The organism is Citricoccus sp. SGAir0253 (genome assembly GCF_005877055.1).
GTDB lineage: Bacteria > Actinomycetota > Actinomycetes > Actinomycetales > Micrococcaceae > Citricoccus.
This window is the reverse complement of sequence record NZ_CP039424.1, coordinates 1406939-1432655: the sequence shown is the minus strand read 5'-3', so window position 1 is coordinate 1432655 and position 25717 is coordinate 1406939. Positions and strand designations below refer to the sequence as shown.

Below are 25717 nucleotides of genomic sequence, written 5' to 3'. Positions count from 1 at the left end.
GTCCCGGGCGGTTGCCGCGCGCCTCGGCGCACGGACGGTGTGCTGCCGTGTCCAACGCCCGCCGGGCCCCGCGTATTCCGTGGATAGGATCGGGACGGGCCGCCCGGAGCGGGCCGCCCCGCAGTACAGACGACCTGAGCCGACAACGGGAAGCGTGCACGTGATCAACGACTTCAGCCCAGTATTGACCGCCATCGGACCCGACCTGTCCGGGAGCACCGCCTCCGCCCTCGTGCTGGGGATCGCCTCCTCCGACGACGGCCCCGTGCTCCTCCCGAACCCCCTGCCCGAGGCCGGCGCCCGGGCCCTGGCCGACTCGCTCGAGGCTCTGGGCGTCACGGGCGCCGCGGACGAGGTCGTCCGCATCCCCGGGCTGGACCCGCTGCCGTTCCCGCTGCTCGTGCTGACCGGCGTGGGCCCCGTGTCGGAGGGTCCCGCGGGCGGCTCCGGGGAGGACCCCGGGGACGGATCCGCGGCCGCCGACGGCGTCCCCGACGAGGCCCTGCGCCGCGCCGCCGGGGCGGCGGTCCGGCAGCTGGCGGGCACCGCCTCGGTGGCCCTGGCCCTGCCGGCCGACACCCCCGGCCGGCTGGCGGCGGTCGCCGAGGGCGCGGCCCTCGGCACCTACTCCTTCACCGCCTTCCGCTCGGCCCCCGCACGGGAGAAGGCGAAGGACCCGGTGGCCGAGGCCGCCGTCGTCACCGCCCTGGACCCGCGGGAGGCCGGGCGGGTGCTGGAACGGGCCGGCGTCGTCGCCCGTGCCGTGCGGGCCACGCGGGACCTCGTCAACACCCCGCCGTCCCACCTGTTCCCCGCGTCCTTCGCCGAGGAGGTCACCGAGGCCGTGCGGCGGCTGCCCGTCACGGTCACCGTGTGGGACGAGCGCCGGCTGGAGGAGGAGGGCTTCGGCGGCCTCGTCAACGTGGGCAAGGGCTCCGCGCGCCCGCCGCGGCTCGTCCGCCTCGACTACGCCCCCGCCGGGGCCGCCACGCACGTCGCGCTGGTCGGCAAGGGCATCACGTTCGACTCCGGGGGGCTGTCCCTGAAGCCGCCGACGTCCATGACGACCATGAAGTCGGACATGGCCGGGGCCGCCACCGTGGCCTCCGTGGTCGCCGCCGCGGCCGAGCTGGGACTTCCCGTGCGCGTCACGGGCTGGCTGTGCATGGCCGAGAACCTGCCCTCCGCCACGGCGCAGCGCCCCTCGGACGTCATCACCATCCACGGGGGGCGGACGGTGGAGGTCATGAACACGGACGCCGAGGGCCGCCTGGTCCTGGCGGACGGCCTGGTCGCCGCCACGAACGAGACGCCGGACGCCGTCATCGACGTCGCCACCCTGACGGGGGCCCAGATGATCGCCCTGGGCACCCGGACCACGGGCGTGATGGGCACCGAGGCCCTGCGCGACGAGGTGGTCGCCGCGGCCGGCGCCGCGGGCGAGGCCGCCTGGGCCATGCCCATCCCCGAGAACCAGCGGGCCTCCCTGGACTCCGCGGTCGCGGACATCTCCAACGTGGGCGACCGCTTCGGCGGGATGCTCACGGCCGCGGCGTTCCTGCGGGACTTCGTCGACGCCGGCCGGGAACCGGCCGAGGCGCGGCGGTCCCCCACGCCGTGGGCCCACCTGGACATCGCCGGCCCCTCGTTCAACGAGTCCGGCGCGTACGGGTACACCCCGAAGGAGGCGACCGGCGTCATGGTCCGGACCCTCCTCCGGTTCCTCGAGGACCGCTCCGCCTGAGCCCCGCCGGACGCGGCCGGTTGAGTAGAACGACTGGTCGCGTCCGGCTAAGGTGAACCCGAGGCAACCCCGCCACGGTCCGACCGGACCGCTGACCAACCCGAAGGACGCCCGGAAACCCCGCCGTCCGATTGTGAGGAGCTCCACGTGGCCGAAGAGGCAACCGCCAAGGAATTCGACGTTCTCATCCTCGGCGGTGGCTCCGCCGGCTATGCCGCGGCGCTGCGGTCCGTCCAGTACGGGATGACCGTGGGCCTGATCGAGAAGGACAAGGTCGGCGGCACCTGCCTGCACTGGGGCTGCATCCCCACCAAGGCCTACCTCCACGCGGCCGAGCTGGCCGATGAGGCGCGCACGAGCTCCAAGTACGGCATCAACACCACGCTCGAGTCGATCGACATGGCCGCGGTGCGCGGCTACAAGGACGGCATCGTCGCCGGCAAGTTCAAGGGCCTGACCGGCCTGCTGAAGCAGAAGAAGATCACCGTCATCCAGGGCGCCGGCAAGCTGGTCTCCCAGAACGAGATCGAGGTGGACGGCACCCGCTACTCGGGCAAGAACATCATCCTGGCCTCCGGCTCCGAGGCCAAGACCTTCGGCCTGCCGATCGGCGGGCGGATCATGACCTCCACCGAGGCGCTCGAGCTGGACTACACCCCGAAGTCCGCCATCGTCCTCGGCGGCGGCGTGATCGGCTCCGAGTTCGCCTCGGCGTGGAACTCCTTCGGCGTGGACGTCACCATCATCGAGGGCCTGGACCACCTGGTCGCCAACGAGGACCCCGCGATCATCAAGGTGGTCGAGCGCGAGTTCAAGAAGAAGAAGATCAAGACGAGCCTGGGCACCTTCTTCGAGAAGGTCGAGGACACCGGTGACGGCGTCAAGGTCACCCTGGCCGACGGCAAGGAGTTCACCGCCGAGGTGTGCCTCGTGGCGGTCGGGCGCGGACCGGTCACCGCCGGCCTGGGCTACGAGGAGCAGGGCATCACCCTGGACCGCGGCTTCGTCATCACCAACGAGCGGCTGCACACCGGGGTGGGCAACATCTACGCGATCGGCGACATCGTCCCCGGCCTGCAGCTGGCCCACCGCGGCTACCAGCAGGGCCACTTCGTGGCCGAGGAGATCGCCGGCAACAACCCGCTGATCGTCGAGGACATCAACATCCCGAAGGTCACCTTCACCGACCCGGAGATCATGTCCGTGGGCTACTCCGAGCCCAAGGCCAAGGAGAAGTTCGGCGAGGACAACGTGGAGACCGTCGAGTACAACCTGGCCGGCAACGGCAAGTCCTCCATCCTCGGCACCGGCGGCGTCATCAAGATGGTCCGGCAGAAGAACGGCCCCGTGGTGGGCGTGCACGGCGTGGGCAAGCGCATCAGCGAGCAGATCGGCGAGGCCCAGCTCATCGTGAACTGGGAGGCCTACCCGGAGGACGTGGCGGCCTTCGTCCACGCCCACCCGACCCAGAACGAGTCGCTCGGCGAGGCCGCGATGGCCCTCAACGGCCACCCGCTGCACGGCTGAGGCACCCGGCACCAGAACCACCCCCGGCCCGCCCCGCACGGCGGGCCGCCAACCATCGTCAGGCCGGCAGGCAGCCGGCACGCACTTGAGGAGAAACGGGACGACATGTCTGAAACCGTGAACCTGCCGGCCCTGGGTGAGTCCGTCACCGAGGGCACCGTCACCCGCTGGCTGAAGGAGGTCGGCGACGAGGTGGCCGTCGACGAGCCCTTGGTCGAGGTCTCGACCGACAAGGTCGACACCGAGATCCCCTCCCCCGTGGCCGGCGTGCTCGAGGAGATCCTCGTCCAGGAGGACGAGACCGTCGAGGTCAACGCCCCGCTCGCGCGCATCGGTGACGGTTCCGGCGGCGGGTCCGCCGACTCCGGCTCCGGCGCCCGGGAGGCGGCCGAGCCGCAGGCCGAGGAGCCCGCTGCGGGCACCGCCGGGCCGGACGCCGAGGAGGCGGGCGACGCCGACACCGGAGGCCAGGAGCTGTCCTCCGAGCAGGTCGCCGCCGAGGCCGCCGAGGAGAGCGGCTCCGGGGAGGCCACCGAGGTCACGCTGCCCGCGCTCGGCGAGTCCGTGACCGAGGGCACCGTCACGCGCTGGCTCAAGGAGGTCGGCGACGACGTCGCGGTGGACGAGCCGCTGCTCGAGGTCTCGACCGACAAGGTCGACACCGAGATCCCCTCCCCCGTGGCCGGCACGCTGGTGGAGATCAAGGTCCAGGAGGACGAGACCGTCGAGGTCGGCGCCGTCCTGGCCCTCGTGGGCTCCGGTGCCGCCGGCGGGTCCGCCCCCGCGGCGAAGGACTCCGGCGAGCAGCAGGCCCCGGCCGCCGAGGACCAGCCCGCCGAGAAGGCTGCCGAGAAGCCCGCGGAGAAGCCGGCCGAGGCCGCCGCGCCGGAGTCCGAGGTGACGCCGACCCCCGCCGAGCAGCCCGCCCCGGCCCCGACCGAGCAGCCGACCGGTGCCGAGCCGGCCGAGGTGCAGGGCGGCACCTCCGCCCCGTCCGCCGGCCAGGCCTCCGCCCCGGGCGGCGGCTACGTGACCCCGCTCGTGCGCCGCCTGGCGCAGCAGAACGGCGTCGACCTGTCCGCGGTCGTGGGCACCGGAGTGGGCGGCCGCATCCGCAAGCAGGACGTGCTCGTGGCGGCCGAGGCCGCCAAGGCGGGCTCCCGTCCGCAGGCCGGCGCCGGCGCCCCGGCCGCCGCGCCCGCCCCCTCGGCCGCCGCGGCCAGCAGCGTGGACCCGGCCAAGCGGGGGACCACGGAGAAGGCCCCGCGCATCCGCCAGACCATCGCCAAGCGCATGCGCGAGTCCCTGGACGTCTCCGCCCAGCTCACCCAGGTGCACGAGGTGGACATGACCCGGATCGCGGCCCTGCGCAACCGCGCCAAGGGCGGGTTCCAGCAGAAGAACGGCGTGAAGCTCACCTTCCTGCCGTTCATCACCCAGGCCGTGGCCGAGGCGCTCAAGCAGCACCCGAAGCTCAACGCCGAGTACAACGCCGAGACCTCGGAGATCACGTACCACGACTCCGAGGACATCGCGATCGCCGTGGACACCGAGAAGGGCCTGTTCGTCCCGGTGATCTCCGACGCCGGCTCGCTGAACCTGTCGGGGATCGCCGGCAAGATCGCCGACCTGGCCGAGCGCACGCGGAGCAACAAGATCTCCCCGGACGAGCTGTCCGGCGGGACGTTCTCCATCACCAACTTCGGTTCGGTGGGCGCGCTGTTCGACACCCCGATCATCAACCAGCCGAACGTCGCCATCCTGGGCGTCGGCACCATCGTCAAGCGGCCCATGGTCATCACCGACCAGGACGGCAACGACGTGATCGCCGTGCGTCACATGATGTACCTGTCCCTGACCTACGACCACCGGCTGGTCGACGGGGCGGATGCCGGCCGCTTCCTCCAGACCGTCAAGGCCCGCCTCGAAGAGGGCGAGTTCTCCCACGAGCTGGGGCTGTAGCGGATGGAGGTCGTCAAGGCCATCCTCGTGGCCATCCACATCATCTCCGCGGCGGCGATCGTCGGCGGGTGGCTGGCCCACTTCCGGAACCCGACCGTCACCGTGTCCCAGTGGTGGGGCTCGCTGGGCATGATCGTCTCGGGGCTGCTGCTGTTCGGGCTCGCCGAGATGGGCGACGGCCCGGTCAACCGGGTCAAGCTCACCGTCAAGCTGGTCATCGGCCTGGCCGTCCTGGTCGCCGCCCTGCTCGGGCGGCGCCGGGAGAACAAGGGCGAGCCGGTGCCCACCGGTCTCGCCCACGCCGTGGGCGGGCTCGGGCTCGTCAACATCCTGGTGGCCGTGCTGTGGCAGGACTACTCCTGACCCCCGTGCCCTGAGCCCACACCCGCGGTCCCCGAAGGGCGCCCGGCCGGTCCACCGGCCGGGCGCCCTTCGGCGTCGGGGGCGGGGGCCGGCTCGGAGGACGGGTCAGCCGCAGGGCCAGCGGACGGCAGGATGCGCTCGACCCGCCAACCCTCGGCGGTCCGGACCATCCCGGCCGTGAACCGCTCGGCGGAGGTCCGCCGCGTCTCCGCCACCGGCTCCCCCGCCGCCGTCACGGTCCGGTACGGCCCGATCGCCAGCTCGAGCGGCACCCGCGCCCGCCGCGCGCCGGACCGCTCCACCGGCCCGACGACGGAGGTCTCCAACGAGAGCCCCCGGTAGCGCAGGCCCCGGCCGCGCAGGTCGTCGACGAGGTCCAGGTCCGCCCGCCGAGCCGGGGACCCCGGGAGCGTGTAGTCGTCCACGGCGCGGCGGTCCAGCGAGGCCAGCGCCCTCGTCCTCGCGCGGCCCAGGGCCACGGCGGCCACCCGGGGGTCGGCCGCCCGCAGGCCCGCCGCCGCACCCGTAGCCTCCGTCCGCCCTGGCGCCCCGCCGGCCACGGAGCGGGCCGGGGCGCCCGGCGCCGGGGCGGAGACTCCCGTGCCGGCCCCGGGCGAGGGCTCCGCAGCCCCGACGGGGCCCCTCGGCGCCGCGGGTGCCGGTGCCGACGCGGCCACCGGCGCGGGAGCGGCGGGTCCGGGCCGGGGGCCGCCCCCCGCGAGGACGGCCCCGCCGCCGACCAGGGCGAGCAGGGCGGCGGCCCCGGCCGCCAGCACGACGGGCCGCCGCCGCGGCGGCCGGGCCGGTCCGGCGCGGCGGCGGGTGGGCAGTTCCCGGGCGACCTCCGCGCTGGCCGAGGGGTGCAGGTCCACCGGTTCCGCCCGCGCCCACCGGTAGCAGGCCTGCGCGAACCGGTCCGCCCGCGGCCGGCGCACCGGGTCTTCGTCCAGGGCGGCCTCGAGCAGGGCCACCGCCTCCGCCGGGATGTCCGGCACGATGAGCGGCAGCGGCGCCCGGGAGGCCGTGCGCGCGGGGGCCCGGCCGGCCAGGGCGTACCAGCCGACGGCGGCCAGCGAGTAGACGTCGGCGGCCGGGCACAGTCCGGCGTTGGCCCCGTCCTCCCGGTCCCGCCCGTCCGGCCCGTCCGCCGGAACCGCGCCGGACGGGCCCCCGCGCGGCGCCTCCAGCTCCGGCGCCGTGAAGCCCGCCGTGCCCGTGCGCGCCGCGGGTCCGCCCAGCAACCGCGAGGATCCCAGGTCGGCCAGGGCCGGCCGGCCCTCGACGGTGAACAGCACGTTGCCCGGGGACACGTCGCCGTGGACGACGCCGCGCTCGTGCAGCACCTGCAGGGCCTGGGCGAGGGGGACGAGCACCGTGACCACCTGGCCCACGGGCAGCGGGCCGGCCGCCCGCACGAGCGCGCCCAGGGAACCGCCCGCGTGGTACTCACTGAGCAGGCCGGGGCCACGGTCGGTCTCCACCACGCCCAGGGGCCGCACCACGTGGTCGTGGACGAGCTCGCCGACCGCGCGCACCTCGGCCTCGAGCAGCCCGGCCGGGTCCACCACCCGCCGGTCCGGCACCTTCAGCGCCGCCCGCCGGCCGCCGTCGTCCGCCACGAGCCACACCGCCGAGCCGCCGCCGCGGCCCAGTTCCCGCACCACGTGCCACCCCGGCACCTCCGGGACGTCGTCCGACGCGTCCATGGTCCCCACCCCCCTCCCGCCGGCCCGGCCGGCGGTGCCCGTCATCTGTCGTCATCCATCGTGCCGTGGCGGCGCGGTTCCCGCGGGCGTTGTCCACAGGTCCACACCGGGGCGATAGAGTGGACCCATGTCCCTTCCGACCTATCCGCCGTTCCGTGTCCTGGGACTGTCCCCGGACACCGTCGACTACCAGGAGGCGTGGGACCTGCAGCAGTCGCTGCACGCCCAGGTCGTGGAGGGCAGCTCCCCCGGTGCCGTCCTGCTCCTCGAGCACACGTCGGTGTACACCGCGGGCAAGCGCACCGAGCCGCAGGACCTGCCGGACGACGGCTCCGCCGTCGTGCACGTGGACCGCGGCGGCAAGCTGACCTGGCACGGCCCCGGCCAGCTGGTCTGCTACCCAGTGATCCGCCTGGCGGACAAGTCCGCCGTCCGCGAGTACGTGTGGTTCCTCGAGGAGGTCATCATCCGCACCCTCGCCGGCTACGGCCTGCGCGGCGAACGCGTGGACGGCCGCTCCGGGGTATGGATCCTCGGCGGCACCGACGCCCAGGGACACCCGGTGCCGGACCGCAAGATCGCGGCCATCGGCCTGCGCGTGAACCACGGCGTGTCCATGCACGGCTTCGCCCTGAACTGCGACAACGACCTGTCGGCCTACGACCACATCATCGCCTGCGGCATCACCGACGCCGGCTCCACCACCATCTCCGCCGAGACGGGACGGGCGGTCTCCCCCGCCGACGTCCTGGCCGCCGTCCAGGAGCACTTCACCGCCCTGGCCCCGGGACACGTCGCCCGGGTCGACGGCGAGGCGGACCGTACCCCCCTGCTGGAAGGAACAGCCAAGTGAGCGCATCCCCCGACGGCCGCCGCCTGCTGCGCGTCGAGGCCCGCAACGCCGAGGTCCCCGTGGAACGCAAGCCGGACTGGATCAAGGCCAAGGTCGAGATCGGGCCGGAGTTCATCCAGCTCAAGAACAAGGTCAAGTCCTCCGGGCTGCACACGGTGTGCGAGGAGGCCGGCTGCCCCAACATCTACGAGTGCTGGGAGGACCGCGAGGCGACCTTCCTCATCGGCGGCGACGTCTGCACGCGGCGCTGCGACTTCTGCGACATCGCCACGGGCAAGCCCAACCCCCTGGACCTGGACGAGCCCCGGCGCGTGGCCGAGAACATCCGCGAGATGAACCTGCGCTACACCACCGTGACCGGCGTGGCCCGGGACGACCAGAAGGACGGGGCGGCCTGGCTGTACGCCGAGACCATCCGCAAGGTCCACGAGCTGAACCCGAACACCGGCGTGGAGATCCTGCCCCCGGACTTCGGGGCCGACCCGGAGCTCGTGCAGGTCGTCTTCGACGCCCGCCCGGAGGTCTTCGCCCACAACCTGGAGACCGTGCCGCGGATCTTCAAGAGCATCCGGCCGGCCTTCACCTACGAGAAGTCCCTGCGCGTGCTCACCATGGCCAAGGCCGACGGCCTGGTCACCAAGTCCAACCTCATCCTGGGCATGGGCGAGCAGGACCACGAGATCGACCAGGCGCTCCTGGACCTGCACGAGGCCGGCTGCGACATCATCACCATCACGCAGTACGTCCGCCCCTCGAAGCTGCACCACCCGATCGACCGGTGGGTCAAGCCCGAGGAGTTCGTGCACTGGTCCGACCGGGCCGAGGAGATCGGCTTCGCCGGCGTCATGGCCGGGCCGCTCGTGCGCTCGTCCTACCGCGCCGGCCGGCTGTACGCCTCGGCCATGCGCAAGCTCGGCCGCGAGATGCCCGAGCACCTCGCCCACATCGAGGACAACGGCACGACCCGCCAGGAGGCGGCCACGCTACTGGCGTCCCGGTAGACTGGGGCCACTATGGCCAAGAGCACAGATTCCGCAGCGTCCTCCCCGTCCACCCGCGACGCCCTGAAGGCCGTCAAGGCCGCCCAGCGCGAGCGTCGCCAGCAGGAGCGGCTCCGCGCCCGCGAGGACAAGGCCGGCAGCCGCACCCGCAAGAAGGCGACGCGGAAGCCGGGCATCTTCAAGCAGCTGCGCGAGGTCTTCTCCATGACGCGGGCCCACGACCCGAAGGTCGTGCTGTGGATGGCGCTGGCCTTCGTGGGCGTGCTCGTCCTCGGCCTGGTGATCGGGCTGCTCGTGGGCAACTGGATCACCTGGCTGCTCATCGCCATCCCGTTCGGGGTGCTGGCCGCCGTGGTGATCATGAACCGGATGGCGGAGCGGGCCGCGTTCGCGCGGATCGACGGCCGCCCCGGTGCCGCCGGCGCGGCGCTGTCCACGCTGCGCCGCGGCTGGATCGTCCCCGAGCAGCCGGTGGCCGTGAGCCCCAAGACGCAGGACGCCGTCTTCCGGGCCGTCGGCCGGCCGGGCGTCGTGCTCATCACCGAGGGCCCCACGAACCGGGTCCGCCCGCTGGTGGACAAGGAGCGGCGCAACATGCAGCGCTTCCTGCCGAACGTCCCCATCCAGGTGGTGGCGACCGGCCACGGCGAGGGCCAGGTGGAGCTGCACGACCTCGCCAAGACCCTGCGGCGGATGAAGAAGACGCTCACCAAGCAGGAGGTCCAGGCCGTGGACAAGCGCCTGGCCTCGCTGGGAGCCAGCCGCATGCCGATCCCGAAGGGCGTGGACCCGTACCGCGCCCGCCCGGACCGCAAGGCGATGCGCGGCCGCTAGGCCCCTCGCCCCGCGGGCCGGCGGCCGCCCGGTCACATCCGGATCTGGACGGTCCCGGCCGCTCGGTCGTGCAGCCCCCGGCCGTCCGCGTCCCGCATGAGCGGCGGCACCACGAGGCACAGCAGCACGGTGCGCAGCAGCGCCCGGGGCAGTCCCGTGGCCGCGCCGCCGACCCGCACCACGCGGATGCCGGCCACGCGCTTGCCGATCGTCGTGCCGAGCAGGCCCACGAGCAGCACGTGCATCAGCGCGAACAGGCCCAGGGTGACCAGGCTGTCCCCCTGGAACCACGCGGCCGAGACGATCGCCGCGATGAACCAGTCGATGACGAGGGCCAGCCCGCGACGCCCCCAGCCGGCCATCGAGGCCGGACCCGAGCGCGCCAGGCCCAGCCGCTCCCCGTCCCAGCGCCCGGCACGGTCCCCGCGCGGTGCGCCGCCGATCCAGCCGGCCATGTCCCGCCGCGTGACCAGCGGCCCCGGGCCCGGCCGGGCGGACCCCCGGGAGCCGCCCTCCCCGGTTCCCTCGGGCCGCGGCGCGGCGGGGGCGTCGTCCGGGGACGGTGCCCGGCCGGAGGGCGCCTGCGGCGCGTGCCGGCGCCGGGCGGAGGACTTCTTCTGGTGCGATCGTGCCACCGCTCCACTCTACCGAGCCGCCCGCCGCCGCAGGGCAGCGGGGCGACCCCCGGGCGCCCGCCGGCCGGGCCGCCCGGCGCACCGTTCCCCCGGGAGCCGGCGGACGGCGTTACACGCCCGAAACACGACCGACACGGTGGGGTCACGGCACCCCGATAGGGTGGAGGTCACCACCTACGATCCCTCGAGGAGCACCCTGATGTTCAGTACCGCCCAGGAAGTCCTGCAGTTCATCCAGGACGAGGACGTCGTCTTCGTCGATGTCCGCTTCACCGACCTGCCCGGTGTCCAGCAGCACTTCAACCTCCCGGCCAAGGCCGTGGACGAGGACTTCTTCACGGACGGCCAGCTCTTCGACGGTTCCTCCATCCGCGGGTTCCAGGGCATCGCCGAGTCGGACATGCAGCTCATCCCGGACGTCGCGACCGCCTTCATCGACCCCTTCCGGGTCGAGAAGACCCTCGTGATGAACTTCTCCATCGTCAACCCGCGCACCGGCGAGCCGTACCACCGCGACCCGCGCGGCGTCGCCCAGCGCGCCGAGGCCTACCTGGCCTCCACCGGCATCGCGGACACCGCCAACTTCGCCTCCGAGGCCGAGTTCTTCATCTTCGAGGACGTCCGGTTCAAGTCCTCGCCCAACCACAGCTTCTACTCCGTGGACTCCGACGAGGCCTGGTGGAACACCGACCGCGTGGAGGAGGGCGGCAACCTCAGCCACAAGACGGGGGTCAAGGGCGGCTACTTCCCGGTTTCCCCGGTGGACAAGCAGGCCGACCTGCGCGACGCGATCTGCGTGGCCCTGGACGAGGTGGGCCTCGTGGTCGAGCGCTCCCACCACGAGGTCGGCGCCCCCGGCCAGGCCGAGATCAACTACCGGTTCAACACCCTGACCCACGCCGCGGACGACCTGCAGAAGTTCAAGTACGTGGTGAAGAACACCGCCGAGGCCTTCGGCAAGACCGCGACCTTCATGCCGAAGCCGGTCTTCGGCGACAACGGCTCGGGCATGCACTGCCACCAGTCCCTGTGGAACGGCGGCGAGCCCCTGTTCTACGACGAGAAGGGCTACGCGAACCTCTCCGACACCGCCCGCTGGTACATCGGCGGCCTGCTCAAGCACGCCTCGGCGATCCTGGCCTTCACCAACCCGACGGTGAACTCCTACAAGCGCCTGGTCAAGCACTTCGAGGCCCCCATCAACATGGTGTACTCGCAGGGCAACCGCTCCGCGGCCATCCGCATCCCGATCACCGGGTCCAACCCGAAGGCCAAGCGCCTCGAGTTCCGCGCCCCGGACCCGTCCGGCAACCCGTACCTGGGCTTCGCCGCCCAGCTGATGGCCGGCCTGGACGGCATCCGCAACCGGATCGAGCCGGCCGAGCCGATCGACAAGGACCTCTACGAGCTGCCCGCCGAGGAGGCCGCCAACATCCAGAAGGCCCCGGCGTCCCTCGAGGAGGCCCTGCGCGCCCTCGAGGAGGACCACGAGTTCCTGCTCGCCGGGGACGTCTTCACCGAGGACCTCATCCAGACCTGGATCGAGTACAAGCGCGAGAACGAGATCCTCCCGCTGTCCATCCGCCCGAACCCCTACGAGTTCGAGCTCTACTACGGCGTGTGAGCCGGCCCGGCCCGCGGGGCCGGTGCGGTGGCGCCCGACGGCGGCGCCGGAGGTGACCTGGGACGGTCGCCCCCGGCGCCGCCGTCGGCGTTCCCGGGCCCGGTCCGCTGCCGGACCCCGTCCCCCGGTCCCGGCCCACCCTCCCCGGGCCGTGGCGTGACGTGGGTCGCGGCGCGGCCGGGCGGGGAATAGAACGACCGCCGTGCGGGCTGTGCCGGGGGCATGTCCCCCCGTGAAAGGCACCTCGTGAGCTACCCGCTGTCCGTCCTCGACCTGTCCACCGTCCTGCCGGGCCAGCCCGTCGCCGAGGCCGTGGCCGCCAGCGTGGAGCTCGCGCGGACGGCCGAGGAGCAGGGCTTCACGCGGATCTGGTTCGCCGAGCACCACAACTTCCCCTCCATCGCCTCCTCCGCCACGGCGGTGCTGCTGGCCCACGTCGCCGCGCACACGGCCTCGATCCGGCTGGGCTCGGGGGGCATCATGCTGCCCAACCACTCCCCGCTCGTGGTCGCCGAGCAGTTCGGCACCCTCGCCGAACTCCACCCCGGCCGGATCGACCTGGGCCTGGGCCGCGCGCCCGGCACCGACCAGCGCACCCTGATGGCGCTGCGCCGCGACCCGTCCGCGGCCGACTCGTTCCCCCGGGACATCAAGGAGCTGCAGGGCTACCTCAAGGGCGAGTCGCTGATCCCCGGGGTGGACGCCTATCCCGGCAAGGGCACCGACGTGCCGCTGTTCGTGCTCGGTTCCTCCCAGTACGGCGCCCAGCTCGCCGCCGCCCTCGGCCTGGGCTACGCCTTCGCCTCCCACTTCGCCCCGCAGATGCTCGAGCACGCCGCGCGCGTGTACCGGGAGTCCTTCGAGGCCTCGGAGGACTGTCCGGGGCCGTACTTCATCGCCGCGCTCAACGTCATCGCCGCGGACACGGCCGAGGAGGCCCAGCGCCTGTTCGAGCTCTCCCAGCGCTTCCGCATCCGCCAGATGCTGGGCCGGGGACGCGACCTGGACGAGGACGAGGTCACGATGCTGATGCACTCCCCCGCCGGCGAGCAGGTGCTGTCCATGACGAGGTACACGGCCGTGGGCACCCCGGACACCGTCCGGGACTACCTCGACGCGTTCCGCGGGCGGGTGGGGGCCGACGAGCTGATCATCACCAACGCCGCCCCCGGCCTCGAGGCGCGGCGACGGACCCTGCAGCTGCTGGGCGAGCACGTCATCGCCCGCGGCTGAGCTCCTCCCGCGGGCCCGCTCTCCCCGGGCTCAGGCCCCGTAGAAGTGCTTCTCGAACACCTGCCGCGCGTGCCGGGTGCAGCGCAGGTAGTCCTCCTCCAGCCCGGCCGCCCCGCCGGGCTCGTAGCCGCACCAGCGGGCGACCGCCTCCAGGTCCTGGCGCTTGGCCGGGAGCACGTCCGAGGACTTCCCGGACCACACGACGATCCCCGAGCGGATCCGCGAGGCCAGCTGCCAGGCCCGGTGCAGCACCTCGCCGTCGCCGGCCGGCAGCAGCCCCTCCCGCACGAGCGCCTCGAGGGCCTGCATGGTGCCCGTGGTCCGCAGGGCGGGGTGGTCCGCGGCGTGGCGCAACTGCAGCGTCTGCACGAGCCACTCGACGTCCGACAGCCCGCCCCGGCCGAGCTTGAGGTGCCGCGCGGGGTCCGCCCCGCGCGGTAGCCGCTCGGCCTCCACGCGGGCCTTGATCCGCCGGATCTCGCGCAGGGCCGCCGGGCCCGGGTCGCCCGCGTAGCGCACGGTGTCCGCCCACGCGGTGAAGGCCGCCGCGAGGTCCTCGCTGCCGGCCACCGGGCGGGCCCGCAGCAGCGCCTGGACCTCCCAGACGTCCGCCCACCGGCGGTAGTACTCCTGGTAGGACTCCAGGGATCGGGCCAGCGGGCCCTTCTTGCCCTCCGGGCGCAGGTCCGCGTCCACCACGAGGGGGCGCTCGGCGATGACGGGCGGCCGGCAGGGCTTCGTCAGCAGCGCCGAGACCTGGCGCGCCAGCTCGACGGCCTGGCGCTGCGCCGCATCGGGGTCGGCGCCCGGCCGGGGCCGGTGCACGAACATCACGTCCAGGTCCGAGCCGTAGCCGATCTCGCGCCCGCCCTGGCGGCCCATCGCCACGATCAGCAGGTCCGTCAGCGCCCCGGTCCGCGGGCCGTCGGCCGCGCCCCCCGGGGCGGCGAGCATCGTCTCGGCCACGCGCAGGGCGCCGAGGACGGCGGCCTGGTCGGCGTCGGACAGGGCGTGCCCGACGGCGTCCTGGTCCAGCAGTCCGGCGGCGTCCGCGATCGCGGTGCGCAGGATCTCGCGCTGGCGGATGAGCCGGATCTGGCGCATCGCCTCGTCCGCGTCCGGGTGGCGGGACATCTTGGCCTGGATCTCCTGCCACTGCGCGGCGAAGGACAGCGGGCGCAGCTCCTGGTCCCGGCCCAGCCACGCGGCCGCCTCGGGCAGGTGCTCGAGCAGGTCGCTGATGTACCGCGAGGAGGACAGGACCTGGCACAGCCGCTCGGCGGCGGCCGAGGAGTCGCGCAGCATGCCCAGGAACCACGGCGAGGAGCCCAGGGACTCGGACAGCCGCCGGAAGGCGAGCAGGCCGCCGTCGGGATCCGGGCCGTTGGCGAGCCAGCCGAGCATGACCGGCAGCAACTGGCGCTGCAGCGACGCGCGCCGGGACACCCCGGCGGTCAGCGCCTCGATGTGGCGGACGGCGCCGGCCGGGTCCAGGTAGCCCAGCGCGGCGAGCCGCTCGGCGACCGCCGCCGGGGTGAGGCGGACCTCGTCCGCGGACAGGGCCGCGGTGGTGGACAGCAGCGGGCGGTAGAAGATCTTCTCGTGCAGTGCCCGCACGTCCTTGCGGGTGCGCCTCCACAGCGCCGTGAGCCCGTCCGCGTCCGTGGGGCCGGGACCGCCGGGTCCCCGGGCCGCGCGCGCGAGCACCCAGCGCGCGCGGGGCCGCTCGGGCATCAGGTGGGTGCGGCGCAGGTGGACGAGCTGGATCCGGTGCTCGAGCAGGCGCAGGAAGCGGTAGGCGGCGGCGAAGGACCCGGCGTCCTTGCGGCTGATGTAGGAGGCCCGCTCGAGGGCCCGGACGGCGTCCTGCGTGTTGCGCACGCGCACGGACTCCTCGGTCTTGCCGTGCACGAGCTGGAGCAGCTGCACGGTGAACTCCACGTCCCGCAGGCCCCCGGCGCCGAGCTTGATCTCCCGGTCCCGGTCCTGGTGCGCGATGTTGTCCAGCACGCGGCGGCGCATGCCCTGCACCGAGGCGACGAAGCCCTCGCGCTCCGAGCTGGTCCACACGAGCGGCCAGATCGTCTCGATGTAGTCCCGGCCGAGCGCGGGCAGGCCGGCCAGCGGCCGGGCCTTGAGCAGCGCCTGGAACTCCCACGTGTGCGCCCAGCGGCGGTAGTACTCGGCATGGGAGTCCACCGTGCGGGACAGCGCCCCGTCCTTGCCCTCCGGGCGCAGGTTCGCGTCCACCTCCCACAGGCCGGGCTCCGGGGCGGCGGCGGTGACGTAGCGGGAGATCCCCGCGGCCAGGGCCGTGGCGATGGTCACCGCGCGGTGGCCGTCCGCCAGGTCCGTGGAGTGGGCGAAGACCACGTCCACGTCCGAGATGTAGTTCAGCTCCCGGGCCCCGCACTTGCCCATGCCGATCACGGCGAGGCTGACGTGGGCGGCGTCGTCGCCGAACTGCTCTGCGGCGTCCGCCCGGGACACCGCGAGCGCGGCCTCGATCGCCGCCCCGGCCAGGTCCGAGAGCCAGGCGGAGACGCGGGGCTGGAGGCCCTGTGGATCCGGGTCGGTCAGGTCGCGCAGCGCGAGGGCGGTGAGCTGGCGGCGGTAGGCGATGCGCAGGGCCGCCGCGGCCTCCTTGCCCCGCGTGCCCGCGACCGGCTCCTCGAGCGCGGGGTCGGCGCCCACCGCCTCCAGCAGCAGGGCGCGCAGCGGCGCGGGGTCGGCGTCGAGGCCGTCCGGCCCGAGCACGGGCGCCGTGGCCGCGGCCCGGCCGGGGTCGGTGAGCAGGTCCACGTGGTCGGGGCGGCGGACGAGGAACTCGCCGAGCGCCTCGGAGGAGCCCAGCAGCCGGGCCATCGCCAGGGCGCGGTCCGCGTCCTGCAGCACCGCCGCCGCGGCGGGCGCGCGCTCGAGCAGGCGCACGAACAGCAGCAGCGCCTGGTCCGGGTCCGGGGCGTCGGCCAGCACCCGCACGAGCGCCTCGCGGTCCAGCCCGGCCAGCTCCCGTGCACCCAGCAGGCCACGGACCCGGTCCAGGTCCGTGAAGCCGGTGGCGATGAGCGTGCCGCGGGCGAAGCCGTCCGCCTCGGCGGGCGACCGGTCCGGCGGGGCGGCCCCGCGCGCGGCGCCCAGCGGGCCGGGACGGGAGGGACTCATCTCGGGCACGCTCGCCTCCCCTTAGAGGATGCCGAGGTACCGCTGGAGCTCGTAGGGCGTGACCTTGACCCGGTACTCGTCCCACTCCTGGCGCTTGTTGCGCAGGAAGTTCTCGAACACCTGCTCGCCCAGCACGCCGGCCACGAACTCGGAGTCCTCCATGATCCGCACCGCGTCGTGCAGCGTCCCCGGCAGCGGCTCGTGGCCCAGGGCCCGCCGCTCGGTGGCGGTCAGGGCGTTGACGTCCTCGGCGGCGGCCTCGGGCAGGTCGTACTCCTCCTCGATCCCCTTGAGCCCGGCCGCCAGCAGCACGGCGTAGGTCAGGTACGGGTTGGCGGAGGCGTCGATGCCGCGGTACTCCACGCGGGCGGAGCCGGCCTTGTCCGGCTTGTACAGCGGCACGCGCACCAGCGCGGAGCGGTTGTTGTGCCCCCAGGAGACGTAGGCGGGGGCCTCCCCGCCGCCCCACAGGCGCTTGTAGGAGTTGACGAACTGGTTGGTGATCGCGGTGATCTCCACGCTGTGGCGCAGCAGCCCGGCGATGAACCGGCGGGCGGTGGTGGACAGGTGGAACTCCGCGCTGGGCTCGAAGAACGCGTTGGAGTCGCCCTCGAACAGGGAGAAGTGCGTGTGCATGCCCGAGCCGGCGTGGTCGCCGAAGGGCTTGGGCATGAAGGTCGCGTAGTTGCCCTGCAGCTGCGCGACCTCCTTGATCACCGTGCGGAACGTCATGATGTTGTCCGCCGTCTGCAGGGCGTCCGCGTAGCGCAGGTCGATCTCGTTCTGGCCCGGGCCGGACTCGTGGTGGCTGAACTCCACCGAGATGCCGATCGACTCGAGCATGTTCACCGCGTGGCGCCGGAAGTCCGTGGCCACCCCGCCGGGCTCGTGGTCGAAGTAGCCGGCCTGGTCCACGGGCACCGGCTGGCCGTCCGGGCCCGGCTCCTTGGACTCCAGCAGGTAGAACTCGATCTCCGGGTGCGTGTAGAAGGTGAAGCCCATGTCCGCGGCGCGGGCCAGCTGGCGGCGCAGCACGTTGCGCGGGTCCGCCGCCGAGGGCTCGCCGTCCGGGGTGAGCACGTCGCAGAACATGCGGGACGTCGGCTCCTCCTCGCCGCGCCACGGCAGGATCTGGAACGTGGCCGGGTCCGGCTGCAGGAGCATGTCCGACTCGAAGATGCGCGTGTAGCCGTCGATCGAGGAGCCGTCGAACCCCAGCCCCTCAGCGAACGCCCCCTCGACCTCGGCCGGGGCCAGCGCGACGGACTTCAGCGTCCCGGTGACGTCCGTGAACCACAGCCGGACGAACCGCACGTCCCGGTCCTCGATGGTCCTGAGCACAAACTCCTGTTGGCGATCCATCTCGTGTGGCTGCCTCCTGTCGGATCGGGACGATGGGACCACTGTAGCGGGGGCCGCCCGGGCCCGCCCGGCCCCGACACTAGACTGCGGTCATGGCTGAGAACGAGACCGCACCCTACGCCGCCCCGACCCCCTCCCGGTACCGGACCGTCCACCTGCAGCAGGCCAAGGACGAGGGCCGCCGGTTCGCCATGCTCACCACGTACGACTTCCAGATGGCGCAGGTGTTCGACGAGGCGGGCGTGGAGGTCCTGCTCGTGGGCGACTCCGCGGCCAACACCATGATGGGCCTGCCGACCACCCTGCCCATCACCCTCGAGCAGCTGGCCGTCTACGCCGGCTCGGTGGTCCGCGGCGCCCGGCGGGCCATGGTGCTGTGCGACATGCCCTTCGGCTCCTACGAGCTCTCCCCCCAGCAGGCGGCCGAGAACGCCATCCGGCTCGTGAAGGAGACCGGCGTCCACGGGGTGAAGATCGAGGGCGGCGTCCGCTACGCCGAGCACATCGCGCTCATGACGGACGCCGGCGTGCCGGTGATGGCCCACACCGGCTTCACCCCGCAGTCCGAGAACGTCCTCGGCGGCTACCGGGTCCAGGGCCGCGGGGAGGGGGCGGCCGAGGCCATGATCCGCGAGGCGACCACCCTCCAGGACGCCGGCGCGTTCGCCCTGCTCATGGAGATGGTCCCCGGCGACGTGGCCCGCCGGGTGGACGAGGCCCTGCGCATCCCCACCGTGGGGATCGGGGCGGGGCCCGGGACCACCGGGCAGGTCCTCGTGTGGCAGGACATGCTGGGCCTGCGCTCCGGACGGATGCCGCGCTTCGTCAAGCAGTACGCGGACCTGCGCTCGGTCGTCACCGGCGCCGTGCAGGACTACCGGCGCGAGGTCCTCGAGGGCACCTTCCCCGCCCCCGAGCACGGCTTCGGGGCCTGAGCCCCGGCAGCCTCAGTCGGCGTCGTTGCCGGGGTCGTTGTCCCACTTCGCGTCCTCGGCCTCGCGCTCGTCCCAGCGCTCGTTGTTGGCCTGGACCTTGGCCAGGGCCTGCTCGGCCTCGGCCCGCGTGGCGTAGGGGCCCAGCAGCCGGGACCAGTCCGACTGGGGACCCTCCTCGACGGTCTTGGTCACGACGTTGTACCAGTATTCGCTCATGTCCCCAGCCTAGGACGGTGCGGGCCCGGCCGGCACCGCCGCGACGGCGGTCCCCCGGCCGGTGCGGCCCCCGCCCGGGCCGTCGGCGATAGGATCGAACCATGTCCGAAGGCCCCGCCACGTCCGCACCCACCGCCACCACCCCCGCCCGGAGCCACAACGGCCCGGCCCCCGAGGGGCCCGCCGCCGGCCTGCCCGGCTCCCGGGCGCCGCTGGGCGCCCTGACCCCCGGCGTCGTCGGGCCCGGGCTGCCCGTCCCCGCGCACATCCCGCGCCCGGAGTACGTTGGGCGGGCCACCGCCGACGAGGGCCGCGGCTCGGACGTGTACGACGCGGAGGGCATCGAGGGCATCCGGGCCGCCGGCCGCCTCGCCGCCCGGGCCATGCAGGAGGCCGCCCGGCACATCGCGCCCGGGGTCACCACCGCCGAGCTGGACCGCGTGGCCCACGAGTACCTGGTGGGCCACGGCGCCTACCCCTCGTGCCTGGGCTACAAGGGCTTCCCCAAGTCGATCTGCACCTCGCTCAACGAGGTCATCTGCCACGGCATCCCGGACGACACGGTGCTCGAGGACGGGGACATCGTCAACCTGGACATCACAGCCTACCTGGACGGCTTCCACGGGGACCACAACATGACCTTCACCGTCGGCACCGTGGACGAGGAGTCCGCGCTGCTCGTGGAGCGCACCCACGAGGCCATGATGCGCGGCATCAAGGCCGTCAAGCCCGGCCGCGAGATCAACGTCATCGGCCGGGCGATCGAGTCCTACGCCAAGCGCTTCGGCTACGGCGTGGTCCGCGACTTCATCGGCCACGGCGTGGGCCGGGAGTTCCACTCCGGGCTGGTCATCCCCCACTACGACGCCGCCCCGGCGCACGACCGGCTCATGGTGCCGGGCATGGTGTTCACCATCGAGCCGATGATCACCCTCGGCGGGATCGCGTGGGACCAGTGGGACGACGGCTGGACGGTCGTCACCCGGGACCGCAGGCGCACCGCCCAGTTCGAGCACACGCTCGTCGTCACCGACGACGGCGCGGACATCCTGACCCTCCCCTGACCCACCCCCGACGCCCGTTCCCCGACCGTTTGGAGCTTTCCATGGCGAGCACGACGACCGACCCGGCCACCGGCCTGCACACCGCCCTCGGGATCGACATCGGCGGCACCGGCATGAAGGGAGGAGTGGTCCAGCTCGGCGAGGGCCCGGGCACGGGGCAGCTCGTGGGCAAGCGCTTCCGCATCCCCACGCCGCAGCCGGCCGTCCCGGGGGCCGTCGCCGGGGTGCTCGCCGAGATCACGGCCGAGCTCGACGCCCGGCCGGAGGCCCCGCCGGCCACCCTGCCGGTGGGCGTGTGCTTCCCGGCGGTGATCCAGGGCGGGACCTGCCGCACGGCCACCAACATCGACCCCTCGTGGATCGGCACGGACGTGGACGCCCTGTTCTCCGAGCACCTCGGGCGCCCCGTGACCACCCTCAACGACGCGGACGCCGCCGGGCTGGCCGAGGTGCGCTTCGGGGCCGGCCGGGGCGTCTCGGGCACCGTCCTGGTCATCACGCTGGGCACCGGGATCGGTGCCGGCCTGTTCCGCGACGGCGAGCTCGTCCCCAACCTGGAGCTGGGCACCATCGAGCTGGACGGGGCGATCGCCGAACAGCGCGCCTCGGCCGCCGCCCGGGAGCGCGACGGCCTGGACTGGCCCGAGTACGCCGAGCGGCTGCAGCGCTACTTCTCCTACGTGGAGCGCATCTTCTACCCCGACCTGTTCATCGTGGGCGGCGGCATCTCCAAGCGCCCCCAGGACTACCTGCCCCGGCTGAGCCTGCGCACGCCCATCGTGCCGGCGACGCTGCAGAACAACGCCGGGATCGTGGGGGCCGCCCTGTGGGCGACCGACGTCCTGGCCGCCGCCCCCACCCGGCAGGCGGTGCTGCACACCGCCCGCCACGCGGCCGACCAGGAGATGGCCCGCCAGGCCGAGGCGGACGAGCGGGGCGGCGCGCCCGGTGCCGGCGGGGACCCGGCCGGGACGACGGCGGCCGGCCCCGCCGAGCGGGCCAGCCGGCTGCGGCGGAAGGCCGTGAAGGCGGGCCAGCGCGCGGCGAAGGCCGAGAAGCGGGCGGACAAGGCGGAGAAGGCGGCCGCCAAGGCCGAGCGAAAGGCCGCGCGGGAGGCGAAGGCCGTCCACAAGGCCATGGAGAAGGCCATCCGCCGCTCCTCGCGCTAGGCGGACGCGGCCCTCCGCCGGGTGGTGGCCGGTGGCGGCTCCGGCTTCCCCTCCGGAACCGCCACCGGCAGTCTATGCGCCCCTGACGAGGGACGGCGTCAGCGCGTGAACAGGCGCGGCTGCAGCGCCTTGACCGGCTCGGGACGGGTGCCGGCCTCGCGCAGTTCCTCGACGGCCCGGGCGAAGTCGTCGAGGGAGTCGAAGTCCTGGTACACGGACGCGAAGCGCAGGTAGGCCACCTGGTCCAGGCGGCGCAGCGGGTCCAGGATCGCCAATCCCACCTCGTGGGCGTCCACCTCGGCGTTGCCGGTGGCCCGGATGGTCTCCTCGACCTCCTGGGCCAGCATCGCCAGGTCGTCGTTCGTCACGGGACGGCCCTGGCACGCCTTGCGCACGCCGTTGATGATCTTCGACCGGTCGAACGGCTCGGCCACGCCGGAGCGCTTGACGACCGTCAGGGCCGTGGTCTCCATGGTGGTGAAGCGCTTCCCGCAGGACTGGCACTGCCGGCGGCGGCGGATGGCCGACCCGTCGTCCAGGGACCGCGAGTCCACCACCCGGGAGTCCTCATGGCGGCAGAAGGGACAGTGCATGTGCTCCCCTCACGCCTCGAGCGGCCCGGGCCGGGCCACTGTTCCGGACCCATCATATTCCCACATATGGCGTCATGACAATCATGCCATTACCACATGTAGTGGTCGGCACCCCGGCGGCCCGCCGGGGCGGGTCCTCACTCGAGGCAGGCCGGCCCGAGGAGCACCTTGAGGTCGCCGAACAGGGCGGGGTTCGGGCTGACCCGGAAGTCCGGCCCGAGCTGCATGATCTCCATGGTCCGGGTCCCGGCGAGCCTCAGCCGGACCTCCGTGGTGCCCGGGTGCGTCCGCAGGACGTCCCCCAGCGCCGAGACCACCGTCTCGTTCGCCTTGAACGCCGGCATCGTGATGGACACCGGCCCGGTGTGCCCGTCCGAGAGGTCCGGGATGGTCAGCTCCTGGGCGCTGAGGGTGATGGAGCCGTCGTCCCGGCGCTGCACGCGGCCCTTGACCGCCACGACGAGGTCCTCGGCGAGCAGGGTGGCGATCGGCGCGTACGCCTGGCCGAAGAACATGACCTCCATGGAGCCGCCGAGGTCCTCGATCTCGCAGCGGGCATAGGCGTTGCCCGAGCTCTTCGCGATCCGCCGCTGCAGCGAGGTGATGAGCCCGGCGATGGTGACCTGCGCGCCGTCGGCGGGGCCGTCCTCGGACAGGACGTGCGTGATGGAGGTGTCGGCGTGCTGGGCCAGCACGCCGTCCAGCCCCTGCAGCGGGTGGTCGGAGACGTACAGTCCGAGCATCTCCCGCTCGAAGGACAGCTTGTCCTTCTTGTCCCACTCGGGCAGGTCCGGGACCTCGATCCCGAGGCCGGCGTCCGCGGCCTCGCCGCCCTCCTCCTCGAGGATCGAGAAGAAGTCGAACTGGTTGTTGGCCTCCTGGCGCTTCTGCGCCACGGTGGCGTCCACCGCCTCCTCGTGGATCGCCAGCAGGGCGCGCCGCGCGTACCCGAGCGAGTCGAAGGCACCGGCCTTGATGAGCGACTCGATGGTCCGCTTGTTGCAGACCACGGCGGGCACCTTCTTGAAGAAGTCCTGGAACGAGGCGAAGGCGCCCTTCTCCTCGCGCGCGGACACCATGGCCGTGACCACGTTGGACCCCACGTTGCGCACGGCGGCCATGCCGAAGCGGATGTCCCGGCCCACCGGGGTGAAGTACAGCGAGGACTCGTTGACGTCCGGGGGCAGCACCGTGATGCCCATGCGGCGGCACTCGTTGAGGTACATCGCCATCTTGTCCTTGTCGTCGCCCACGGAGGTGAGCAGCGCGGCCATGTACTCGGCCGGGTAGTGCGCCTTGAGGTAGGCGGTCCAGTAGGACACGAGGCCGTAGGCGGCGGAGTGCGCCTTGTTGAACGCGTAGTCCGAGAACGGCAGCAGGATGTCCCACAGGGCCTTCACGGCCGCCTCGGAGTACCCGCGGTCGATCATGCCCTGGTGGAAGCCGACGTACTGCTTGTCCAGCTCCGACTTCTTCTTCTTGCCCATGGCGCGGCGCAGGATGTCCGCCTGGCCGAGCGAGTACCCGGCCACCTTCTGGGCGATGGCCATGACCTGCTCCTGGTACACGATCAGGCCGTACGTGGTGTCCAGGATCTCCCGGAGCGGCTCCTCCAGCTCGGGGTGGATCGGGGTGATCTCCTGCTGGCCGTTCTTGCGCAGCGCGTAGTTCGTGTGCGAGTTCGCGCCCATCGGCCCGGGGCGGTAGAGCGCGATGGTCGCCGAGATGTCCTCGAAGTTGTCCGGCTTCATCATCTTCAGCAGCGAGCGCATGGGCCCGCCGTCGAGCTGGAACACGCCGAGGGTGTCGCCGCGGGCGAGCAGCTCGTAGGAGGGCTGGTCGTCGAAGTCCAGGGACTCCAGGTCCAGCTCGAAGCCCTGGTTGGCCCGGATGTTCTCGATCGCGTCCGAGATGATGGTGAGGTTGCGCAGGCCCAGGAAGTCCATCTTGATCAGCCCGAGCCCCTCCGCGGTGGGGTAGTCGAACTGCGTGATGACCTGGCCGTCCTGCATGCGGCGCATGATCGGGATGACGTCGATGATCGGCTCCGAGGACATGATCACGCCGGCGGCGTGCACGCCCCACTGGCGCTTCAGCCCCTCGACGCCCTTGGCCGTCTCGAAGACCTTGGCCGCGTCCGGGTCGCTGGCCACCAGTTCGCGGAACTCCGCCGCCTCGCCGTAGCGCGGGGCGTCCTTGTCCTCGATGTCCTTGAGCGGGATGTCCTTGGCCATGACCGCCGGGGGCAGGGCCTTGGTCAGCGTCTCGCCCATGGAGAACGGGAAGCCCATCACGCGCGCGGAGTCCTTCAGCGCCTGCTTGGTCTTGATGGTGCCGTAGGTGACGATCATGGCCACGCGCTCGTCGCCGTACTTCTCGGTGACGTAGTCGATCACCTCGGGGCGGCGGCGGTCGTCGAAGTCGACGTCGAAGTCGGGCATGGACACGCGGTCCGGGTTGAGGAAGCGCTCGAAGATCAGGCCGTGCTCGAGCGGGTCGAGCTCGGTGATGCGCAGGGCGTAGGCGACCATGGAGCCGGCGCCGGAGCCACGGCCGGGGCCCACGCGGATGCCGTGGTCCTTGGCCCAGTTGATGAAGTCGGCGACCACGAGGAAGTAGCCCGGGAAGCCCATCGAGATGATGACGTCGAGCTCGTAGTCGGCCTGCTTGCGCACGTGGTCCGGCACGCCGTCCGGGTACCGGTACTTCAGGCCGGTGGCGACCTCCTTGGTCAGCCAGCTCGTCTCGTCCTCCCCCGGCGGGCAGGGGAACCGGGGCATGTAGTTGGCGCTCGTGTCGAACGAGACCTCGCACTGCTCGGCGATCAGCAGCGTGTTGTCGCAGGCCTCGGGGAACTCGGCGAACAGGTCGCGCATCTGCCGCGGGGACTTGAGGTAGAACTCGGTGCCGGTGAAGGCGAACCGCGAGCCGCCCTGGTCGTACGTGGGCTCGAGCAGGGTGGAGCCGGACTGGATGGCCAGCAGCGCCTCGTGCGGCTTGGCGTCGTGCTCATGCGTGTAGTGCAGGTCGTTCGTGGCCACGAGCGGCAGGTCCAGGTCCTTGGCCAGGCGCAGCAGGTCCGGCACCACGCGCTTCTCCAGGTCCAGCCCGTGCTGCATCAGCTCGCAGTAGAAGTTGCCCTTGCCGAAGATGTCCCGGAACTCCGCGGCGGCCTCCACCGCCTCCTTGTACTGGCCCAGGCGCAGGCGCGTCTGCACCTCGCCGGAGGGGCAGCCCGTGGTGCCGATGAGGCCCTTCGAGTAGGTGGAGAGCAGTTCGCGGTCGATGCGCGGCCACTTGGCGTACACGGAGTCCAGGGAGGCGATCGACCCGGCCCGGAACAGGTTGTGCATGCCGGTGTTGTCCTTGGCCAGCAGCGTCATGTGGGTGATGGCGCCGCCGCCGGAGACGTCGTCCCCGCGCTGGTGCTGCTCGCCCCACCGCACCTTGGTCTTGTCGGTGCGGTGCTGCTGGCCCGGGGCCAGGTAGGCCTCGAGGCCGATGATCGGCCGGATGCCGGCGTCGGTGGCCTTCTTCCAGAAGTCGAAGGCGCCGAACAGGTACCCGTGGTCTGTGATGGCGATCGAGTCCATGCCGAGGCGCTCCGTCTCGGCGAACAGTTCCGTGAGCTTGGCCGCCCCGTCCAGCATGGAGTACTCGGTGTGCGTGTGCAGGTGGGCGAACCCGCCCTCCCGCGTGGCCCCTCGTGCTGCTGTGGTCGCCGTCATCCC

Annotated in this window: 18 protein-coding genes and 1 pseudogene; 12 read left to right on the top strand and 7 right to left on the bottom strand. The window is 72.8% G+C overall.

Features of this window, described 5'->3' with window-relative positions; all coding sequences use genetic code 11:
• Positions 1-160 precede the first annotated feature (160 nt).
• The 4 genes from E7744_RS06415 (at position 161) to E7744_RS06400 (ending at position 5596) form a co-directional block, all read left to right on the top strand.
• Complete coding sequence (locus E7744_RS06415; RefSeq protein ID WP_168199848.1) at positions 161-1744, top strand: leucyl aminopeptidase; 1584 nt, start codon at positions 161-163, stop codon at positions 1742-1744.
• 147 nt (positions 1745-1891) lie between these two features.
• On the top strand, positions 1892-3271 hold the full coding sequence (lpdA, locus tag E7744_RS06410; protein ID WP_137773399.1) for a dihydrolipoyl dehydrogenase: 1380 nt from the start codon (positions 1892-1894) through the stop codon (positions 3269-3271).
• A gap of 105 nt (positions 3272-3376) precedes the next feature.
• Positions 3377-5233: a 2-oxoglutarate dehydrogenase, E2 component, dihydrolipoamide succinyltransferase gene (sucB, locus tag E7744_RS06405; protein WP_137773398.1), complete on the top strand. Its 1857-nt coding sequence runs from the start codon at positions 3377-3379 to the stop codon at positions 5231-5233.
• Between the two features lie 3 nt (positions 5234-5236).
• Positions 5237-5596: a hypothetical protein gene (locus E7744_RS06400; protein WP_137773397.1), complete on the top strand. Its 360-nt coding sequence runs from the start codon at positions 5237-5239 to the stop codon at positions 5594-5596.
• Here the strand turns inward: E7744_RS06400 and E7744_RS06395 are convergent.
• On the bottom strand, positions 5587-7347 hold the full coding sequence (locus tag E7744_RS06395; RefSeq protein ID WP_137773396.1) for a serine/threonine-protein kinase: 1761 nt from the start codon (positions 7345-7347) through the stop codon (positions 5587-5589). The genes E7744_RS06400 and E7744_RS06395 overlap by 10 nt on opposite strands.
• An 82-nt stretch (positions 7348-7429) precedes the next feature.
• Between E7744_RS06395 and lipB the strand changes: the two genes are divergently transcribed.
• The 3 genes from lipB to E7744_RS06380 are packed head-to-tail and all read left to right on the top strand — an operon-like array spanning position 7430 to position 9990.
• A complete protein-coding gene (gene lipB, locus E7744_RS06390; protein WP_137773395.1) occupies positions 7430-8155 on the top strand; it encodes a lipoyl(octanoyl) transferase LipB in 726 nt (241 codons plus the stop codon).
• The gene (lipA, locus tag E7744_RS06385; protein WP_137773394.1) at positions 8152-9156 is read left to right on the top strand and encodes a lipoyl synthase; all 1005 of its coding nucleotides are present in this window, start codon (positions 8152-8154) and stop codon (positions 9154-9156) included. Before lipB ends, lipA begins: the two co-directional genes overlap by 4 nt.
• A gap of 12 nt (positions 9157-9168) precedes the next feature.
• On the top strand, positions 9169-9990 hold the full coding sequence (locus tag E7744_RS06380; RefSeq protein ID WP_137773393.1) for a DUF4191 domain-containing protein: 822 nt from the start codon (positions 9169-9171) through the stop codon (positions 9988-9990).
• Between the two features lie 32 nt (positions 9991-10022).
• On the opposite strand, the gene E7744_RS06375 is transcribed toward E7744_RS06380, so the two are convergent.
• Positions 10023-10625 (bottom strand): RDD family protein, encoded by a 603-nt coding sequence (locus tag E7744_RS06375; protein WP_371415384.1) that lies wholly within the window; start codon positions 10623-10625, stop codon positions 10023-10025.
• Positions 10626-10824: 199 nt separating this feature from the next.
• Between E7744_RS06375 and glnA (E7744_RS06370) the strand changes: the two genes are divergently transcribed.
• Both glnA (E7744_RS06370) and E7744_RS06365 read left to right on the top strand, forming a co-directional pair.
• Positions 10825-12249, top strand: coding sequence for a type I glutamate--ammonia ligase (gene glnA / locus E7744_RS06370; protein WP_137773392.1), 1425 nt, complete (start codon positions 10825-10827; stop codon positions 12247-12249).
• Positions 12250-12495: 246 nt separating this feature from the next.
• Entirely contained in the window at positions 12496-13482 is a 987-nt protein-coding gene (locus E7744_RS06365) for an LLM class flavin-dependent oxidoreductase (protein ID WP_137773391.1), read from the top strand.
• Positions 13483-13512: 30 nt separating this feature from the next.
• Here E7744_RS06365 and E7744_RS06360 read toward each other — a convergent pair whose 3' ends face one another.
• Together E7744_RS06360 and glnA (E7744_RS06355) are read right to left on the bottom strand one after the other, a co-directional pair.
• Positions 13513-16647 (bottom strand): bifunctional [glutamine synthetase] adenylyltransferase/[glutamine synthetase]-adenylyl-L-tyrosine phosphorylase, encoded by a 3135-nt coding sequence (locus tag E7744_RS06360; protein ID WP_137774895.1) that lies wholly within the window; start codon positions 16645-16647, stop codon positions 13513-13515.
• Between the two features lie 21 nt (positions 16648-16668).
• Positions 16669-18009, bottom strand: coding sequence for a type I glutamate--ammonia ligase (glnA, locus tag E7744_RS06355; RefSeq protein WP_137773390.1), 1341 nt, complete (start codon positions 18007-18009; stop codon positions 16669-16671).
• Between the two features lie 92 nt (positions 18010-18101).
• On the opposite strand from glnA (E7744_RS06355), the gene panB reads away from it, so the two are divergent.
• Positions 18102-18944 (top strand): 3-methyl-2-oxobutanoate hydroxymethyltransferase, encoded by an 843-nt coding sequence (panB, locus tag E7744_RS06350; RefSeq protein ID WP_137773389.1) that lies wholly within the window; start codon positions 18102-18104, stop codon positions 18942-18944.
• Positions 18945-18956: 12 nt separating this feature from the next.
• Here the strand turns inward: panB and E7744_RS06345 are convergent, their stop codons facing one another.
• Positions 18957-19160 (bottom strand): SPOR domain-containing protein, encoded by a 204-nt coding sequence (locus E7744_RS06345; protein WP_137773388.1) that lies wholly within the window; start codon positions 19158-19160, stop codon positions 18957-18959.
• Between the two features lie 101 nt (positions 19161-19261).
• On the opposite strand from E7744_RS06345, the gene map reads away from it, so the two are divergent.
• Positions 19262-20224, top strand: a complete 963-nt coding sequence (map, locus tag E7744_RS06340; RefSeq protein ID WP_137773387.1) for a type I methionyl aminopeptidase — start codon at positions 19262-19264, stop codon at positions 20222-20224.
• Positions 20225-20265: 41 nt separating this feature from the next.
• Positions 20266-21051 (top strand): annotated as a pseudogene (gene ppgK, locus E7744_RS06335) (polyphosphate--glucose phosphotransferase); the annotation flags it as partial.
• A 440-nt stretch (positions 21052-21491) separates the two neighbouring features.
• Here ppgK and nrdR read toward each other — a convergent pair.
• Entirely contained in the window at positions 21492-21986 is a 495-nt protein-coding gene (gene nrdR, locus E7744_RS06330) for a transcriptional regulator NrdR (protein ID WP_137773385.1), read from the bottom strand.
• Positions 21987-22123: 137 nt separating this feature from the next.
• Complete coding sequence (gene dnaE / locus E7744_RS06325) at positions 22124-25714, bottom strand: DNA polymerase III subunit alpha (RefSeq protein ID WP_137773384.1); 3591 nt, start codon at positions 25712-25714, stop codon at positions 22124-22126.
• Positions 25715-25717: the final 3 nt, after the last annotated feature.

Excerpts from the sequence above, each read along its gene's own strand:
- E7744_RS06345 (WP_137773388.1), bottom strand. The coding sequence starts at position 19,160 with ATGAGCGAATACTGGTACAACGTCGTGACCAAGACCGTCGAGGAGGGT.
- E7744_RS06395 (WP_137773396.1), bottom strand. The coding sequence starts at position 7,347 with ATGACGGGCACCGCCGGCCGGGCCGGCGGGAGGGGGGTGGGGACCATG.
- E7744_RS06400 (WP_137773397.1), top strand. The coding sequence starts at position 5,237 with ATGGAGGTCGTCAAGGCCATCCTCGTGGCCATCCACATCATCTCCGCG.
- lipB (WP_137773395.1), top strand. The coding sequence starts at position 7,430 with ATGTCCCTTCCGACCTATCCGCCGTTCCGTGTCCTGGGACTGTCCCCG.
- map (WP_137773387.1), top strand. The coding sequence starts at position 19,262 with ATGTCCGAAGGCCCCGCCACGTCCGCACCCACCGCCACCACCCCCGCC.
- glnA (WP_137773390.1), bottom strand. The coding sequence starts at position 18,009 with ATGGATCGCCAACAGGAGTTTGTGCTCAGGACCATCGAGGACCGGGAC.
- E7744_RS06360 (WP_137774895.1), bottom strand. The coding sequence starts at position 16,647 with ATGAGTCCCTCCCGTCCCGGCCCGCTGGGCGCCGCGCGCGGGGCCGCC.
- glnA (WP_137773392.1), top strand. The coding sequence starts at position 10,825 with ATGTTCAGTACCGCCCAGGAAGTCCTGCAGTTCATCCAGGACGAGGAC.
- E7744_RS06380 (WP_137773393.1), top strand. The coding sequence starts at position 9,169 with ATGGCCAAGAGCACAGATTCCGCAGCGTCCTCCCCGTCCACCCGCGAC.
- sucB (WP_137773398.1), top strand. The coding sequence starts at position 3,377 with ATGTCTGAAACCGTGAACCTGCCGGCCCTGGGTGAGTCCGTCACCGAG.
- dnaE (WP_137773384.1), bottom strand. The coding sequence starts at position 25,714 with ATGACGGCGACCACAGCAGCACGAGGGGCCACGCGGGAGGGCGGGTTC.
- nrdR (WP_137773385.1), bottom strand. The coding sequence starts at position 21,986 with ATGCACTGTCCCTTCTGCCGCCATGAGGACTCCCGGGTGGTGGACTCG.
- panB (WP_137773389.1), top strand. The coding sequence starts at position 18,102 with ATGGCTGAGAACGAGACCGCACCCTACGCCGCCCCGACCCCCTCCCGG.